Here is a 17,582-nt window from a genome sequence, read left to right on the forward strand (position 1 = left end):
ACAAGCCAGGTTTCATCGTGAGGTAGGAAAGCATGCATTCGAGCAAGGCGTTCACAATAATCTGGGCGCCGGCCTGTGGCGATCGATGAGGATTTCTTCATCGGAACGAAAGCCCTCGCTGACAAGGAACGTGAGCAGTGGTAATCCCCATTCATGCATGAGGAATTCCCCATGAGCCCTGAACACGAAGAGATGCTTTGCAAACCAAATCTAAACCTGTTCCCAGACGCAACATTCGTTAACGGAAGGTTTTTTTGGGGGTTTGAATGCTTAGACGGTTGGTATGACCTTCTGAAGAATGCTCTTTCGCTGGTTTCCGCTCGGTGTGACATTGCCCCAGATTGCGAACCGGTCACCGTCTTAGAAGTGAAAGAAAAATTCGGTGGCTTGAGAATTTACTATCGCGGTGGCGATGATTATGTGTGCGGCGTCTTCAATTTGGCGGAAGTGATGTCGGTCAACATTTGCGCTATCTGTGGCTCGCGTGTTGGGAATAGACGTATGCACTACCACCATCCACGCTGCGATTTGCATTACGAGGATTGACCATGAAATTCGCTATGGCGAATCAACCGGGTTTGCTAGAAGCATTGCGCAAACATCTAGTAACCGACAAAAAACCAATCGACGTCGAAACCGTTCGTAGCTATGTATCGTCCCCTCGGCTTATGGATTTCAGCGTACGAAATTTTTCGGATGAAAAATTTTTGGCTGTTGGGGATACGTTTTTAGATAAGCGAACAATGCTGGCTGACGCGCCCCAAAAAACTTATGGGATTTTCTTAGGTGATTGGGAGGTACTGAGGCCGCAAATTGAGCTGGTGGACGATTACCCTCACAACGACAAAAGCGTCATGAATTTCCAAGTTTGGGCCTTCGATCCCTCCTCGCTCGACGAGGAACAGGCGAGGCTTGCAGTCGCGCTTTCCTATACACGATTGGAGCTATACGCAGAGCCCAGAATAGTTGGCGCGCTGAACGACATTTTGGAAGACGTCGGCTTTTTTGTGGACTGTGAACTTTACTGAAAATCTTCTTCGCAGGGCAGCGCTGATGCTCTAATGCCTCGACCGCGGTAGCATTATGACCTATTTATCTAAGCCGTCAGAAAGGGCCCTTTCTCCCTGCCCCCTTCCTCCGATAGAAGGGAGATGATCGTTCATGCGAATGTACCCAGGGCTGGTCGGTGCTTGGTACGATCCCAACGAAACGGGCGGTGACGCAATGGAAAAAATCACTGCCGATTCCGATACCCCTGAAGAAGATCAACACGGCTTCGAGCGTCTGATGAAAATCAAAGCATTGAGGAGTGAGCGCTTAGCGGTGCAGAGATCAGCATCGCAGGCTGCGTACGAAGCGCTGAGCCCAGAGGAAAGAATTCTCGTCGATGAGAAATTTCGAGAGGCAGCTCAAAAAATTGCGGCGCAATTTGGCAGGAGCCGACCATTCAAATGTAAAAGCGAACAATCGTCATCGGGTAGCTCGAACACGACTGACTCCCATGACCCACACGATAGTTACGACTAGCGGCGGTCTAAGTGATTTGTGCCGCTGATTGTGTCTTAGACCTACACGTACTACCCTGCTGGGTTCAACCAAAGCGGTTTGAATCCCTATCCTTGTAATTGGTTTCCCAATGACCGTATTCAACCCAAAGCGACCGATCACCATCGGCTGACCCGGCAAGTAGCGGTCATTGAGTATCTACAAACGCCAGGGCAATTCACACCGGTCGATAACCTAGGGATAAAGATCAATGACACCTTGGAAATGGCGGAACAGACCGAAAGTGTATCCATGCATAGCGATGGTCGAATCCGGTCGTCGATAACTGGCCAGAAGTGAAAGTCTCAAAAGAGCGAACCCTATATCAGCACAGACAGCCCAGCTCTGGGCGTAGATGCGGGGTTGTAACCCAATAGCAATTGGCTCGGTCATGCCATTAGGTAAAAAATGCGGCGGACGGGTCCTCTAGGGACACATCCTGTCATTCGAACTACATCTTAGATACTCGCGCCAAGTGCAGCAATATGACTTTAAATCGCAGCGCGCAGCCACGCTGGAAGATTTCGATTAGCTCGAAGACGATCTCTGAGCGTCTTGTCGTCTACCGATGTTAGAGGCTCCAGCTTCATCGGGTCTACATCGCCGGGGTAAATCGGTTCGGCCCCCGTAACAAGCCTCATAGCATATTCTTCGTCTAAGTCGAGATGCAGGGAAATTCGGTCCGTGCTTCCAAGAAGCTCATGCTGCGCGGCGAACTTTCCTGCAAGCTCGGGTAAGTGCTCCAGCGCATATGACAGTATCGCAATTGACGTCGCCAGCGACATCTTGGCGAGGGTATGTGTGGGGCTCTCAGCAATGTCCAGGACCATGTCTTGACCCGCAACGCGTATAAGTTCGACACCGGCTTTCGTAGGGACGAGAATTGTCGCCCGACCGGCGCGGGGGCGGCCGTCGATGATAACCGCGCACACCTTGTCTTCAGTCGCTTCAATTAGGTTCGCGTACGGGTCGCCGGACGCGCCATCTAATACCAACAGGTCCGCGACCTTTCCAACCTCGACCGAGCCTAGGTACGGATCCCAACCAATCATTTTTGTTGGGGTGCTTGTCACCATCTGAACAAGCTCCAGATCACTGAAAAGCCCGTTTAGATGATTGCTGACTGCCTTGGCGATTTTCAGTTCTCCAAGCAGGTTTTTGGTGCCGCTGGGCCCCCAGTCTGAACCGAGCGCGATCGGCACGCCTGCGGCGCGCAAAGCGGTGACGTCCGTCGTTTCGCCATATAGCAAGTAGTTGCTGAGCGGCGACCATACGAGTCCCGCGCCTGTCGCAAGCGCCTGGATCTGTACTGCATTGAGCGCAGTCCCATGCACTGCGACAAAATTTTTGCCGATCAATCGCATGCCGTCCTCGCGCTTAAGGAACTCGAAAACCCTGCGGGCGTCGTCGTCCGTTCCCTCGGACACATGCATGATGAATGGCCGCGCACTGTCATTGATAATCGGCCCGTAAACTTTATTCGCCTCCTTAATGCTCGTAAAATCGTCGATCTGGTCGACGGCGGCGGGCCAACTAGTGTCATCCGGAAACTCCAGATTTCGCACGAGCCCCCGATAGGCGTCCTTAATCGTAGGATCCATGTATTTGATACTCAGACCTTGAGTCGAGGTCACTCCACCCAGAAGGGCTCGACACTCGACGAAACGGATCACTGCCAGCGCGGTCTGAGAAGCGGGGTCGTGTGTTAACAAGGCGGCAGGCGATTTCACTTTTCGTTTATAATTCAAGTTACTACGCCATTTACTGCGATTCTCGAAACATTCGGGTACATCCCAGAGCGGGATGGCGTTGTAACTAGGATGGTTATGCAGTTCGACTAAGCCTGGGTAGATTGTCCCCCCCGTTTCTGTGATTGGAACAGACGCGAAGGCCGGAGGTAGCTGTTGACCAATAGGGCCTATATGAACAATTTGGTTTTGTTCTATCGCAACCAAACCATCAGTGAGGACCGACGCCGCGGCATCGAGTGTGACCACCCGCCCCCGAAGAACCAGCCTTGATATTCCCGTCTCAAGTGCTTGTATATGGGCCAAAGGAGCGGCAGTCTCGCTGCGAAACCAAGCCATGTTCTATCTCTCCTGTTTAGTGCTGCTATGCCTTCTTCATTTTCTCGATGAAGGCATCCACGCCGTCAGGCGTTTTGATTCCCGAGTGCTTGATCATGAAGTGCAGCAAGTCATCATCCTTGCCGTGTTCGCAAACGTCGTGACCGGATCCAGGGTGGGCTTTCAACTCCTCTTTACCAGTTGCTGATTCGAAGTGCGCGATCGCGCCATCGCACAACCGATGCAGAACACCAAGCAACTTGTTTTCGCTGAAGAGTTCGATCTTGCCGAAGTGCAGGAAAAAAGCGATGAATAGGTTGTTCTCCTCGTCGAAGTCGATGCCATACGCAATGCCTTCGTTGCCGCAAAGTGGTTCGTGAGCCTTGATCATCTTTTTAGTGATCTCCCTGAGCGCTACCAGGTCATCCGCAAGGAATGACAAATCGACTACATCTGGCTTGACATAGCAAGTGCCTAGACACGGCTCGTATTTCATCCGAAACGCTTTTCGCATAACTCATCCTCTTGGTATATCGAAAATGCCTGTCGCAATCGAACTACTGAGTGAATAAACGATAACGAATTTGTCACTCGAAAATGACGCCACTGACCTAGGGATTTTCGCGACGTATAGTTTTTTTACGCCGACGAAGCTGTATTCAATGTAGTCGATTTGGGAGGATGGTGATGGAAAAAAGATTTGTTACTCGCGTTACGGACTTGCGGGCCACACTAGGAACCTAGGTATTCATCGTCCGCCCCCTTTAATGCCCGCGTCGGGGCGGTGATAGCCCGGCCGAATGACCGCGCTTCTGCCCGATAGCGGCCGCCGAGCGGCGAGTAATTGCCCGGGCACCGTTTACCGCCTTGACGCTATGGCCGGTTAACTAGGATTAGATGCTGGATGGGACTTTTTTGCCTTGCGCTCCGCGGAGTACAACAGCTGTCATTCCTTTAATGCGCGGCTCTCCGCAGTTTTATGGTCGCCACTCTTCAAAATGCTCGCGAGCGTGCGGTTAGTTCCTAGTTCGTCAGACCATGGGCAAGGACTCGCTTTGCTCTGGGCTAGCCCGGCTAATGACGTCGAAATGTATCTCCGATGAGCGCTCAAAAACTATTCGTTCATGAGGAGCTAGTTTATTTGGGTCGAATTCGACGATCGTCCCATCATGAAGGATTTTGTAGTCAGTTGATCGAGAGGTTCCCGAGGCGAAAGCTCCCATGAATCGGTTATGACTTGCGTCGAGGAAGTCTTGGCGGTGCTTCACAAACTACGCAAAATCTAGCCACCCAATACATAAAGCGGCGCGATTTTGTGCATGGTCCATGAGACAAAGGTCCCACTTCCACATCGCGCCAACCTTGTTTCGGATTGCCTGATCAGACTCGCGCACCGCTCGACGCAATTCCTCAAACGCTTGAGGCTTCATTTCCACCTCACAGATCGTAAGGTGCGTCACGAATTTCTCTCCAAACACACATTGAGTCGACCCCGGCTTAGTCGATGGTAAGTGACCGCTTTTGGCCCAGGCTGTTTGAAAACGTAGCAGTGCCTTTAGGGCTTCCAGAATCAGCGCGAAAATCACGCCTGTACGCAAAACCTAGCTCTGCCAATCAGCCAAACATTTACGGATTTCACATAGAAACGCTCTGTCGAATTCGCCGATGACGTTTTCACACAGCCTGTGTCGATTTGGGTCAGTCATGAAAAGCAGGAATCGGCCAACAAAGTCCAAAAAACAGCGCCATTGAGAGTATTGCTAGCAATCGACGCAGTGCGTCGCAATCTTCTCACTCCAGCGCAATCTTTCACCCACTATTGAACGCGGACTCAATCGTCTGAAAAATGCGCCTTTATCTACGATGCCAAACCGCTCAGAGAACCCCGACAGACGGACGACTTCCCCGGACACCAAAGGAGCCTCCAAAAATCAATTGCAACTCACTATCTGAGAGGGCCGCGAGACCTTTGCACAGCGCATGATGCCAAGAGTTGTAATCTTTTTTTCTTTCACTGATGTAAATCTCATCATCGATTACCTCGGCGCGGAAGATTGCAGGCGAACTATATTTCTCCGCTGAAATTCTCAACGTCTCCAATGAATCTAATGTCCTATTGATATAGGATATTTCATCTAAAGATATTTCAATATGGTAATCAATACGCAGTTGCTCAAGTTCACTAAAGGGTGAGCGATCATATGTAAGATGAAAACCAGGAACGCCACAGTCGAGACTGACAGCGGTATAGGCATCCAGTTTGTTTAATATTTCCTTATCAAAATAAGGATGAAGAGGGCTTGTTGTCGCCCCGTAAGCATTCAACGAATTTCGCTTGCTATTACAACTACCACAAGATGGCAATAAGTTCAGGCTGTAAACCGAAAATTCAGGATAAGAAGTCTGTGGCAAATAGTGCTCGATAGTACGAGCGCCATCACCTCCGCAAAATGGGCAGCTATTTAGCCCGTTGATGTACAATCCTGAAATCCAACTCAAGCCTGCTCCGATTGGTTTATTGGAGTATGCATTTTCAAAATCTGCTCGCTGTGCTGCGTTGAGGCTGATGGGCACTATAGACGGTGACCCTTTTTTTAATACATACTCACGATAGGCTTTTTTTATTTGTGTTCTGACACCGGACAAACTGGTGTAGTGAGCAAATACTCTTTCCAGTATTGATCTGTCAAAAATTCGTTTATAGGAGAGAGATCTCAATCTCATTCTCCTTGAGATTTCATGATTTCTCGTATTTTTACGAGCATATCCATACTTAAAAAGTCACTGTACTTATCTACAATCTCGTTTAGGGTTAGAGTCGAAGCTGCAATTTCGGAGGCTATCTTATTGTGAAACGACGTGACTAGGCTGTCTCCGAAAACCGAGTTTGATAGCGCGGTAACGCTAGCGCCCAGAGTATTCATATATACACCCTCAACGCTTACATTTTTTGAACTATCAGCCTTTATCACGTGCACACAGTGTGATGGCACCTCACGGACGACATATGCAGAGTGAGTAGCAATTAAAGCAACAGACGAAGTTGCTTCGAGAACCATGTATAACAAATTCATAAATTCGGTTACAAGATTCGGATGAAGGTGCGTTTCTGGCTCGTCAATTAAGACAATTGTGCCTTGGCTGGCAGATGTTAAAAAATGTGTTGCAAATCGGAAATACATTTTCTGGCCACTACTCAGAGGAGTGGCCAGATTATTATCGACTCGAAATGCAAGATCACGAGAAAAATCAATTTGGCCCAGTATTTCCAAGGTCCTCATTTCTCCTCCTTGGATCTTATTTATTCCCACCCACTGATTACCTCCTTCATCAATTATATATGACGAATTGGTAGCCCCCTGAAGAATAGGAACAAGTAGCTGAGCCGAAGGTATTACTTTTTGCAGGATTTTATTTAATAACGCAAATCGACTTTCAGCGCCAATCAGGTCGGCATCGTCTCGTATTATGTCGACCAGTAATCTTGGGAGACTTTCTGAGCTATCCAAACCAATATCGAAATATTGATAATCAAGAGGCCCTGTAAGATTTGTTCTGCGCGGCAAAATATTCCCATGATCAGAAGAGTAAGCGATTACTCTGCTATATGTGGGAAGTTCAAACCATTCGGATTCTTCCATCCCGATTTTTAATGCGCTTACAGAGTTATTATTAGAGTCGTAAAACTCGGACTGTTGATCGCCAGGCAATGTTGAGTTCAACTTCGCCATTATGCCTAGAACGAGATTATTTAGGTATCTGGTTTTTCCGACCCCATTCACACCAATGAGACAGTGTATTCTATCTGGTATAGAATCTATCTCGTGATATGGAAATCCTATAGTATGCTTGTTTTGAAAGCCTTGGAGCTTCGTTGAGAAGCTGAATGGAATTTTTGCTTCTTCTTGTGGCTGTCTACGAAATGCTGATTTATAACCAAAACGAAAAGCTTTGTATGGTCCTAAGTCTCTAAGCACCGCTACGCAAAAGTGCGGCGTTTCAAGAATTTTCTCATATGTGCTAGCGCTGATAATACCAGCACGTGCTATAGCATTGATTTCTTGGATAGCTATGAGGAGGCTTTCAAAATCCTCTCTTGTCATTTTTGAGGCAAGATCGTTATAGCTCTTTTGAATTGCCAATACCAAGACATAACTGGGAAATATTTTGTTTTGTTCTTTCCATTTCGTTTTATCAGCGTTTGCGTCCCTAAGATATTTTATCCACTCGATTACTGAGGGTTGAGGGGTATCCTCCACGAATGGTAATAGCCTTGCAGGAAAATCTGTATGAACTCCGTTAATTAGGATTCTGATATTCACACGCAACGTATAGCCGAAATCGTTCCACCCCGATCCAGTCGAGTATATTAAGACTTTTTTTGAGTCATCGAGCAGCGTTGCTTCGTGGTGATAAAAAACTTTCCACATTCATTTAATCCTTGAAAATAAACCTTGAGCGATTCGCTACCTTAAACAGTTAGTAGCTTTTAGCTAAAACGGGTCTTAAATGCGATTATTAAGTAATTGTAATGCACACAATACCCTATTCCCAGATGCTATCAGAATGATATCTATTGGCGCTAGTGTGCATGTTGTTCGAATTCCCGCTGATCATAGCTAGCATCGCCGATGTTGACACCCGTTTACAGAGGCCGACTACTTTATATCTAGAGATCGCTGATTTCTGGGAAGGACACAGGGGCTGCGAATCCGAGAAAGTCGGGCCCGCTATGCAAGCGTTCCACTGCATTTCGTTTATGAACCTCGGCAATTTTATGAAAATCCAAAGGCCGCTGTGGGTCGAACTCTTCCATTGCTCACCGCAAGCTATGGGTCCGGGCCGTGTGAATACGCAGCAGTGCCTTTAGGGCTTCCAGAAACAGGGCGAAAATTACGCCTGTACGCAAAATCCAGCTCTGCCAATCAGCCAAACATTTACGGATTTCACATAGAAACGCTCTGTTCAATTCGTCGATGACGTTTTCACACAGCCTGGGTCGATTACGCCCCTCGTGACACCGAGATCGCCCCATAGCTGACGCTCGCAAAGGACTGCATTCAGCGAGAATGCTGTAACTCGAAGGTGTCATTGACCGAGGGACTATTCAGTCACTGACGACCCGGAATCCGAACTGGTTAGCTAACTTTGATCTCTGAGAATACTGTTGGCAATTGTGATAAAGCTTGAGCAAGAGTTTCTGGGTTACTCTTGAGGATTTTGTAATCGATGATATTTGTTCCAGTCATAATTTTTTGCAGGCTATTTGCAACGAACTTGGATACCTCCCTATCCGCATAGCCTTGGCCGTACAACCAGATGTGGAACTCATCTGAAAGACCAAGCTTGAGCTGATTTTGAAGCGTTCGTGCATTGGCTAAGACCGCATTATTGAGAGATCTGCCCTCTATTATATCTGCGAGGCTACCTATTATTAGCATTCCATCATAAGAAAGTGCTGAGCAGAAGTCCACAATATGCTCTTGAGTAATCCGATAAAGTCTTGATTTAGCCTGGACTTTAGTCCCATTATTTTTTGCATACGTAAAAATGGCATGATAGCTTTCCCCCTTGCACCACAATTTTGCGATTTCTCCACTCTTGTCATTGGGGCGGATATTGCAAACTATCTTTGCGTTGGAAAACTTGTCTATTAACGGCCAGCAAACATCAAGTAACTCTAGTGGTGAATCACAAAACTCCAGTTCCCATAGGTTATCATCAATCCACTGCTCGATAAAAACTAGCTGATCCAGGCCGAGTAGGGTTCTTCCATAATACGAGAACTTTTCTGGCGGTAGAGATTGAAGTCGCATATGAATAATTGAAAAAATCTCCAATAACCGTGCCCTTTCGCTACCTTCCGCCAAATAATAAGCTAGAGTATCTTCAGCCAAGCTTAAAAAAGCTTCGAGCTGGAGTAACGAGCTGTTATCTTTTAACAATGAGAGAAAGTAGCTCTCAATCGCATTAAGCGTTTGCTCCTTATAGTCCATTTCCGCCAGAAGATCGGTAACATCAATATTGTTATTTGCCCCCCATTGTACCCATTGAGATCGGCGAGCAGCAGGTCGTTGAATGAAATTCAAGAGGTCATCAGTTGCGTGCTCAAATCTAAACGGAGCTATAATTTCACTCAGGCTACTTATGCAGGCTTCCGAATTATTGAAATCCAATAATTTCAGAGTTCTAATCCACCTAGGCCGACCCTGCCACGAATGGCGCTTATCATAAATCTTAGGGTCGGTGAAAATTATACTTCCTTCTGTGTGATAACCAGACCGCCCGGCTCTCCCGATCAGATTTTGAAATTCTCTCGTAGAAATCCTGCGCCCTGCTTGCATGGTGCTTGATACAAGCAAATACTTAATTGGAAGGTTCACCCCTTGCGCCAGAGTAGACGTGCAGACCACTAAATGCGCTGCCTTTCTGTCCATTGCCCATTCGACTGAAATTCGTAGGCCGTTTGGGACTGCTGAGCTATGAGGTAATACGCCTAGCGGGATAGCTTTAGAAAAAATATGATTTTCCGAGAAGTGTAGATTGGATAAAAAAGTGATTTTCGACAGTTCGCGACGATCCGACATATCGCTCGGTTTTGGAGTCGACAGTCCACGTTCATAAACGTCCACAATTGTTGTGCAGAGGGTAGTTATTGACCTCTTATCACCGCAAAATATAGCGACAGGACCTTGTCGGCAGAGTTTAAGGCCTAAGTAGCAGGAGATCGTATGTGTTTTATCTTTGACGGGGAATATTACATCACCGTTTTCTCCCTCTCTGCGGCCAAGGTTTACCTGCTGAATTATCTGCGGGACATACAATCCGCTGTCAAACTTATTATCTCTCCCTAGATAGCTCAACTGCCCCATCCCGGTAACCCAACTGAGGAATGCGACGCTTTTAATAGAATGCAACCAATTACTACCTTGGATGTGTTCGCCTGATTCGCCATTGAGCCACTCGCCAATGGTTTTTGCGTTAGACATCACAGCAGAAATCAAAACTTTCTGGGCATCCTTCGGAACTGAATCTTTAAGCGATGCGATAAGAAGCTCGTAGGTTACTCCACGTTTCCCACTATCAAATTGATGCCCCTCATCGAAAATTAGCAAGTTGATTTTTTCTGCCAATGCTGGTTCATGACGGAGCAAATAAACCAGCTTCTCAGGTGTAGAGACGATTATGGTATGGTCGTATTTCCCCTTGTAGGCTTCTCCTAACAGAAACTTCAGAAACTCCTGTTCATCTTCATCAACGTTCGTGATGTCTCGAAGCTCGTTAACGTTGACTGAATCGTGTTCGAAGGACTGTAAAAAGCCATAGGTGATTTCTCGGCATAACGCTCTAAATGGTGCTACTACAACCGCAAGCTTTGCCCTCCCGGAAAGAAATGCACTTCGAATAATAAGCTCAGCTGATTTTGTTTTCCCGGCACTGGTAGGCATCTGCATCACAGCGGACACACCTTTCAAAACGCCTAGCTCGCCTACGAGTCTCTGACCAGGCCAAAACTCTTTCATAAAGCGGTCGTTGGAAAGAGCAGGTTTCCATTGATCCAAGCTGAGACCAGTATATTTCGGAAGGCAAACGAGTGAAGAGTTATGCATCTTCCGCTTAACCAATGCCATAATGGTATCAGCAATTAATATCTCGCGATCTGTACCATTGGAGTAGATCAAGTTTCGAAAACCGAACAGTTCCTCTTCCACATCCCACGCGTCGGCCTCCATGTTTATAAACGCTCGGTAGGCTAACGCGGTGCTTTGTATCTGATCGTTATATCGACCGGTTGGACTCAGGGTGAAATTTTTGCTTAAATCCGATCTTAAAATCCATACTAGAAACCGTTCTAATTTGCTATCTGTTAAATGGCACGGCGAATCAGAAATGGAACGAGCCAACACTAATGAACTTCCAGGCATGTCAGCGAGGTAATATGACGCGGAGCTTAGAATCCTTAAATACTCGTCTGTCTCAGGTGTCAATCTCGCGGTGCTCATAGACTCAAAAAATTGACCAGCTAATACCAACTGCTCTTTTAGAATATCTCTGTAGTCGTGCCGGTCGTCATGCTCCCTAGACTCCGAAGCTGCTAACTCACCAAGAATGCCCACAGTAAATACTAAAAGTCGTTTCGGATCCTGAGGAAGGTCAATATGAAACTGTTCCTCGATACCAAACTCGTACTGCTTCGCTTTGGCGCGGGTGACGTCAAGGATAACTCGTGCTTTGACCTCAAGCCTCATCTGCTGCTCTCCGATAAAGCTCATGTATTAGCGTCATCAGCTGGGTGCCACTTATAATGAGAAGCTCCAGTTTATCTGCGTTTGGATGGTTACTGGTGGCTGAATTGGTCACCACTGTTTCGTGCATTGAGGATTCTGTATAGACTGCCGCGGCGCCATACCGCCGCTTGCACGGGTGATCCGGTTCTCTTTGGAATCTATCTACGATTTGTAGTCCATCCCAGTCCTTTCTGTCGTACAGTTTTTGCCTCATGGCATTTAACGACTCTGCAATTCGAATCTCATCTTTCACAGAATGATCGATTGCATCTTGGAGGACATTAGCCTTCGCCGACTCACTTGCTTTAGCTTTTACTTCAAAGATCAGCATTTCGTCATTATCGCTAATAACATCTGGTATTTTTTTGAAAGCAATAACGTCAGAGCCTTTGGTTGATTCGCTTGCAATCCCCTTACGATCATACCGAGTTCTAGGGATCTGATAGTTCCGTATAAACTGTAGATAGTCTGCTACCAAAATCTCCGCGAAATCACCTGCCCTTATGCTCGGCCCAGGAGCAATCGAAACATGAGGAAACTTTTCGGTGAGCAAGTATTCAGAATTTGTTTTTAAAGGATTTTTCAGGAACTGAAGCTCGTCGTCCTGACAGTAATGGTTCCTGAAATGCTTCGCCCATGCCGACATGATTTCGTGGTTCAAGGCATCATGTTCAAGCTTGAAAGTCGGGATCGGTTTGCCACACGCAGATGTTAATGTACCGACTTGTTTGAGCCAGGCAAGATGGGTGGCCTCTAACGTCATTTCACATCCTATGTGCATACAGACAGATTGGCGAATTGCTGTCCCTAAGACGCCCCCTGCGAGGCAGCGGTAAGCATATGAGCCCTCCCAATCATGCCTCAGGAGGTCTTTCATTGCTAGGAGCTGATCCACGCTTCGACTCACCGAATAGGACGGTTCGAAGTAGGTCGTTGGGTTATGCTGGTCAGTCTGAGATCGGCAGACGACGACCAAGATTTGGAGGGACGAAGAGGGCGAGATCCTCTAGCTGTTAGGCAGGTTAGCGAATCTCACAGCTAATGGAGAGCATTGTCCCAATGGGGCTGACAGCCGGCATCAAACTCCTTGTGATCTCGTCCGACCGTGGCGTTGGGCTCATGCAACTGCCACCGCGGAGGACACAGGGCCGTTAAAAAAGCCCCCTCGAAACATCGCTACATGAGTGTAGGAAGTCTCAAAGACCAAACGTAAACGGTTGGAGGCATCGTCACTAATACATTAAGAAACTATCCCTCCTGAGCCGGCAGGGAGACGCGGTCGAAGATCAAGCACCTTAATCAGTAACCGGAGACTGTTGCCCATTTCGCTGACAACTCTAGAAGCTTCGGATTCAAGCAGTTCTCGCAGCCCCTTAACGCCAATTAATTCGCCAGTTTCCGGATGCTCCCATCTGCGTTCGCTCGCGACAGTCACGAGAAGACAGCCGGAACGGCAGCTCTCAGCCGCCATGTATCGATTAACGAGTTGGTTTTTTATCGTGTCACGCAGTACACGACCTGACCAATTTTCGCCAAGCTTGAGTTCAACCGTGGCTTGCTGCCCCGACTGCGCTCGCATGCGGATGTCCGTTTCCTTTTCGTCAGCAGTGACCGCTTCTTGGTCGACCGTGTAGACATGATTGGATGCGCCCCGTAACACCCTAGCAATCTCACGGCGCATCACTTTTTCCTCACGGATCAAAACCCAAGCATCGCGTGGCGTGACATCCTGAAGCATCAAATCATCGAGATCCTCGAACCGGTCGACAAGTACGGCGAACATGTCGTCGCTGGTGGTCGGTGGTGCCTCACCGTATCTATTGAGAATCGCCACCTCTGACTCGTTGAGCACCGCACCATCAACTTCTTCAGCCGATTTTTCGCGAGCAAGGAGCGCGAGACGATCACGAAAATGGGCAAATAATGGATCTTCAAGCATCTCCAGTTTGACCCTCCATGCCTCATCACCTTGAATATCGAGAATTGCAGTGAGGAGCGCATTTCGTGCGTTTTGCGCCTCGTCTCTAGGACCAGGTGAATAGGTCCCCACATGAGTAATGTCGTCGCAAGGACGAACATACTGATATGCAAGTCGGAGGAGCCTGAGGAGCAACTGGGGGGTGAAGCCAGATGTCCGTAAATCGACCCGCAGGGTAGAGAAGCGGTCTCCAAACAAGGTACTGAAAGCGTTGATAGCGAAACCAGTTGGCATGGGCTCAAGCGGAGCCAGCAATAGCTCCAACGCTTCCACCCCAGCCACGGGATCAAGACGCATCAATGTAGTGAGCCAAACCTGGGTAAATGGCCCGTTGTCGGAAACGGTCAGTTGATTCACAGCCAATGTGCGAATCCTGTTATGCACTGCTTCTCCGCCGTGCAGGAGGAGAATTTTTAATACTCGCTCAAGTCGACCTAGCGCGGCTTCCACGTCTTCGGTATGACAAGGATTGTCGACATAAGCATCAAGCCAAGTGATCAAACGAGGCACGAACAATTGCGCGACAACATCCGAAGCATAGCCCACGTCCTGAAGTAGCATGACGAACGAATTCGTCTTAGCGACTTCATTGAGTTCAGCAGACAAGTCGGGACCAAGTGTCTCTTCGACCGCAGCGGGAAACTCCCGCGCGAGGGACTCAAACCATGCTGGAAAACCGCTGCACTCAATTCGCGCGTAGCGTGTGGCTAATTTAGCCTCATCGACGGAAAGTTTTCGCACCCAATCAGGGTCTTCAGCTTCGGCGGCTATCGCAGCCAATCCGAGCTGCCATTTAATAAGAAATGTACCTTTCTTGTCCGCAGGTCTCTCGTAACGAAGTGTCGGATGATCCCCGCGCCACATAGAGCGCATGCTGTCACGCAGTCGTTCGGCGGTCTCTTTACCAAAGTGGTCCTCGATAAAACGACGATCCCAACCGGAGGCACGGCTTTTGTTTCCGGAACGTTGCATTGCCTGCCACAAATTCCAAGCAGTATTGCCTTCGCGTTCGGGTTTGAAGGCGTCCTCAGGACGTTCGGCAACCTCACACCAGAATGCCACCCAAGCTGCATGCTGCGCTGCTTGACGCTCTTCCGCGGCTTTGCGTTGCAGATCTCTGCGTGCCTCTATCGCGACCATCTTCGGATCGATCTCCGCCGGAGCGAGAAACAGGTCGATCATGGCGATCAGCACAGGCTCATCGGCAACATACTGCTTCAGTCCTTCGATATGATTTCGAGAATCGCCGGCACCATCCCACATGCCACGCATTGAGGCATGGAGCATCATTGCGCGCTCAGGCAACGGGCGATTACAGTCAGCCAAAACGCGGCGAACCCAAGCTGCATCTTGTTCGTAATTTAAATGGAGGGGACCGTTGAATGAAGCATGAAAAAAACGCTCCCAGGAGTCCGCTCTCGGGTGCAAGCTTTCATTGAACTTATCGTCAGCCCAGAAAATCGCCTCGCGCTGCATTGCGCCCAATTCCGCAAGCGCTTTTCGTAGGCTCTCCATTGGCTCGTCGTGGCTATGATCATTAGGCTGGAGACGCAACGCAATCGTCGAAGAGCGGAGAACTTCTAACCGAAAATCGTCCCCGCGAATAAGCTTTAAGCAAACCGCAGCAAGCATCGATATCAAATGTGAACGCTTACTGACGAGATGCGGCCACTCACTCACCCAAGCCAACTCCTCTGTGACCAGGTCGGTCAAACCTTCGCGCAACGTCTCCAAAAAACCTGGAGGGAACTCAAGTTCTGCAATGCTGTACGGTAGCGACCACTCTTGCTCAAAATCCGTACTTGATGACTCTGAAAGGCCCCTCAAGATTCCACAGAGTCGATCAGGCGTAAAAAACAGAGGGAGCAATCGAACGACCGCTCCACGAACCACGGAATCAGGCCAGGGGGCTTGCGCCTCCACCATCGACTGTGTGAGTAACTCGACCCGAGAGTCGCCAAGACGAGCAAGTGCCGTAATCGAATCTAGACGCTCCCCCTCCCTAGCTGATTCATCGAGTGCGACTGAATAAGCAATATCTGCACACGCTGGCATTGGCCCTGCGCCAATTAGATCGAGCAATAGCTCACGGACTTCCTGATTCTCAATGCCCTCCCCCCACAGCTGTAAAACTTGTTCCTCCAAGTCAGGTGTAGCAAAACGATGGATCTGTACCTGCGGAGCTTGCAGCCCACGCCATCCTCCAGATCCGTAATGCCTCACATAGGCTCGCAATGCGTCCTGGCGCTGAGAAAGCGTGAGCGATTCTGGGTCAGCGTGGTCCAGTAGGACGTTGGGCTCGCGATCACGAACTTCGGAAAAAATAGTAGGCTGTGATGCAGCTAGCCATGCGGCGACCGGGCGCATAGTCGGCCGAATGACCTTATCGTTTTGTTGAGTCTCAGCGAAGAGCAGTCGCTTCACCGCCTTGATCGGCATGCCCTGGCTCAATCGATGGTCAAGATACTGTGCCGCAAGAAATTCAAGTACCGAGCGGTGATGGAATCGGACTCGCCCGTAACTCGCAAATCCGAACAAAGCACGCTCCAGCAATGTCTCTCGTTCCTGCGGTGTCCAATCATGTAGCAGCACTTCGGGATCTAGCGCTCCACCAGGCTCACCGCCACGATCTGCTTCCACACTGAGGCGTATAGTCAACTTCCGGGTGAGCAGCGCAGCGAGCGCAAGCCGGCTTGCGCCCTCTAATGCTTTGTCGGGTGAGAGTTGTGCGGGCTCACCACGATCAGAACGCGGCTTGAGCTTGACGCGGATATTGTGCTCCACCTGCTCTCGATGGGTGCGAATGCGGCGGTGCTCGCGCCAATCAGAGCAAAGCTCGACAAGGTCTTGCGGTCGCCGCGCAAAATCTTCAGCGTTCCGCTTCCGTATATCCGCAAGTAAGGCATCAGCATCGTCGACACCCTCAATGACCGCCATGTCTCTAATCTGCCGGTCGGACAACGGCATTAACGCGACGTTACGCCATACCGGAGGTACGTCCTCCTTCTTCGCGGAATCACGCCGCACACGCCCTGTCGCGATGTCTGCAAAATCATCCCTGCTTGGTGCCAGTTCAATCTGAACCGGCACTGGTAAATGGCGCTGGATCAGTGTCTGATCTACAGCGATTGGACGGGTTGTTATTACGATGCGCACCCTTCCGAGCTGACTGCCAATGGCCTTACCCAAACGCTTCAGAGCCCCCTCAAAAGAACCGAGGGTCAGCTTTAACTCATCAACCGAGTCTAGAAAAAACGTGGCGATTTCGGATTGAGAAGCCAGCCAAGCCTCAAACCGCTCCTCTTCTTCTCGTGACAATAGGTCCAGTAGGTTGGTTGTTGCGAGCTGCGATAGCTCCAGAAAAAACGCAGGCTCGCCTTGGTCCCACAATGCTTGCTGCTGTGTTTGACACTCATAAGTTTTTCCGGCGCCGGCTTCCGAAACGATCAGAATACGCTGCGACTCAAGCAGCGCTTCCCAGCCAACATCTTTTGCCCAACCCAATCGCGACAGCAGTGATGCCTGGTCAATGTCCGCGATCTCTTCCTGAGATAAATTGCGGAAGGTACGCTGAATACGTTGGTTGGTTTTTTGTAGTGATTGCATCAGCGACCTATATCCATATCAGTTTTACGCATGGGTGCCAAAGCGAAGGAGGCTTGCAACGAGGAGGAGTCTATATACGGACAGTTAATCAGACCTTCG

10 protein-coding genes are annotated in these 17,582 nt (G+C 49.0%); 3 read left to right on the top strand and 7 right to left on the bottom strand.

Features of this window, described 5'->3' with window-relative positions; translation table 11 throughout:
- Positions 1-171: 171 nt before the first annotated feature.
- The 3 genes from LOY35_RS16670 to LOY35_RS16680 all read left to right on the top strand — a co-directional run bounded on the left by LOY35_RS16670 (position 172) and on the right by LOY35_RS16680 (position 1,527).
- The gene (locus LOY35_RS16670; RefSeq protein WP_258624917.1) at positions 172-546 is read left to right on the top strand and encodes a hypothetical protein; all 375 of its coding nucleotides are present in this window, start codon (positions 172-174) and stop codon (positions 544-546) included.
- Positions 547-548: 2 nt separating this feature from the next.
- Positions 549-1,028 (top strand): hypothetical protein, encoded by a 480-nt coding sequence (locus tag LOY35_RS16675; RefSeq protein WP_258624918.1) that lies wholly within the window; start codon positions 549-551, stop codon positions 1,026-1,028.
- A gap of 133 nt (positions 1,029-1,161) precedes the next feature.
- Complete coding sequence (locus LOY35_RS16680) at positions 1,162-1,527, top strand: hypothetical protein (protein ID WP_258624920.1); 366 nt, start codon at positions 1,162-1,164, stop codon at positions 1,525-1,527.
- Positions 1,528-2,036: 509 nt separating this feature from the next.
- Here the strand turns inward: LOY35_RS16680 and LOY35_RS16685 are convergent.
- The 7 genes from LOY35_RS16685 to LOY35_RS16715 form a co-directional block, all read right to left on the bottom strand.
- Entirely contained in the window at positions 2,037-3,632 is a 1,596-nt protein-coding gene (locus LOY35_RS16685; protein WP_258624922.1) for an amidohydrolase family protein, read from the bottom strand.
- 25 nt (positions 3,633-3,657) lie between these two features.
- Positions 3,658-4,125 carry a hypothetical protein gene (locus LOY35_RS16690; protein WP_258624924.1) on the bottom strand — a complete coding sequence of 156 codons (468 nt, stop codon included), beginning with the start codon at positions 4,123-4,125 and terminating at the stop codon, positions 3,658-3,660.
- A 1,361-nt stretch (positions 4,126-5,486) separates the two neighbouring features.
- Positions 5,487-6,329, bottom strand: coding sequence for a hypothetical protein (locus LOY35_RS16695; RefSeq protein ID WP_258624925.1), 843 nt, complete (start codon positions 6,327-6,329; stop codon positions 5,487-5,489).
- A 2-nt stretch (positions 6,330-6,331) separates the two neighbouring features.
- Positions 6,332-8,041: an ATP-binding protein gene (locus tag LOY35_RS16700; protein ID WP_258624928.1), complete on the bottom strand. Its 1,710-nt coding sequence runs from the start codon at positions 8,039-8,041 to the stop codon at positions 6,332-6,334.
- 708 nt (positions 8,042-8,749) lie between these two features.
- Positions 8,750-11,884 carry a DEAD/DEAH box helicase gene (locus LOY35_RS16705; RefSeq protein ID WP_258624930.1) on the bottom strand — a complete coding sequence of 1,045 codons (3,135 nt, stop codon included), beginning with the start codon at positions 11,882-11,884 and terminating at the stop codon, positions 8,750-8,752.
- The gene (locus LOY35_RS16710) at positions 11,850-12,662 is read right to left on the bottom strand and encodes a DUF1837 domain-containing protein (RefSeq protein WP_258624931.1); all 813 of its coding nucleotides are present in this window, start codon (positions 12,660-12,662) and stop codon (positions 11,850-11,852) included. The genes LOY35_RS16705 and LOY35_RS16710 overlap by 35 nt, the downstream gene beginning before the upstream one ends.
- Positions 12,663-13,139: 477 nt before the next feature.
- Complete coding sequence (locus tag LOY35_RS16715; protein WP_258624932.1) at positions 13,140-17,483, bottom strand: NACHT domain-containing NTPase; 4,344 nt, start codon at positions 17,481-17,483, stop codon at positions 13,140-13,142.
- Positions 17,484-17,582: the final 99 nt, after the last annotated feature.

Source organism: Pseudomonas sp. B21-028 (genome assembly GCF_024749045.1).
Taxonomy (GTDB): Bacteria; Pseudomonadota; Gammaproteobacteria; order Pseudomonadales; family Pseudomonadaceae; genus Aquipseudomonas.

Bases quoted from the DNA above. Each gene is read 5' to 3' on its own strand.
- LOY35_RS16705 (WP_258624930.1), bottom strand. From the start codon at position 11,884: ATGAGCTTTATCGGAGAGCAGCAGATGAGGCTTGAGGTCAAAGCACGA.
- LOY35_RS16675 (WP_258624918.1), top strand. From the start codon at position 549: ATGAAATTCGCTATGGCGAATCAACCGGGTTTGCTAGAAGCATTGCGC.
- LOY35_RS16715 (WP_258624932.1), bottom strand. From the start codon at position 17,483: ATGCAATCACTACAAAAAACCAACCAACGTATTCAGCGTACCTTCCGC.
- LOY35_RS16710 (WP_258624931.1), bottom strand. From the start codon at position 12,662: ATGACGTTAGAGGCCACCCATCTTGCCTGGCTCAAACAAGTCGGTACA.
- LOY35_RS16680 (WP_258624920.1), top strand. From the start codon at position 1,162: ATGCGAATGTACCCAGGGCTGGTCGGTGCTTGGTACGATCCCAACGAA.
- LOY35_RS16670 (WP_258624917.1), top strand. From the start codon at position 172: ATGAGCCCTGAACACGAAGAGATGCTTTGCAAACCAAATCTAAACCTG.
- LOY35_RS16690 (WP_258624924.1), bottom strand. From the start codon at position 4,125: ATGCGAAAAGCGTTTCGGATGAAATACGAGCCGTGTCTAGGCACTTGC.
- LOY35_RS16685 (WP_258624922.1), bottom strand. From the start codon at position 3,632: ATGGCTTGGTTTCGCAGCGAGACTGCCGCTCCTTTGGCCCATATACAA.
- LOY35_RS16700 (WP_258624928.1), bottom strand. From the start codon at position 8,041: ATGTGGAAAGTTTTTTATCACCACGAAGCAACGCTGCTCGATGACTCA.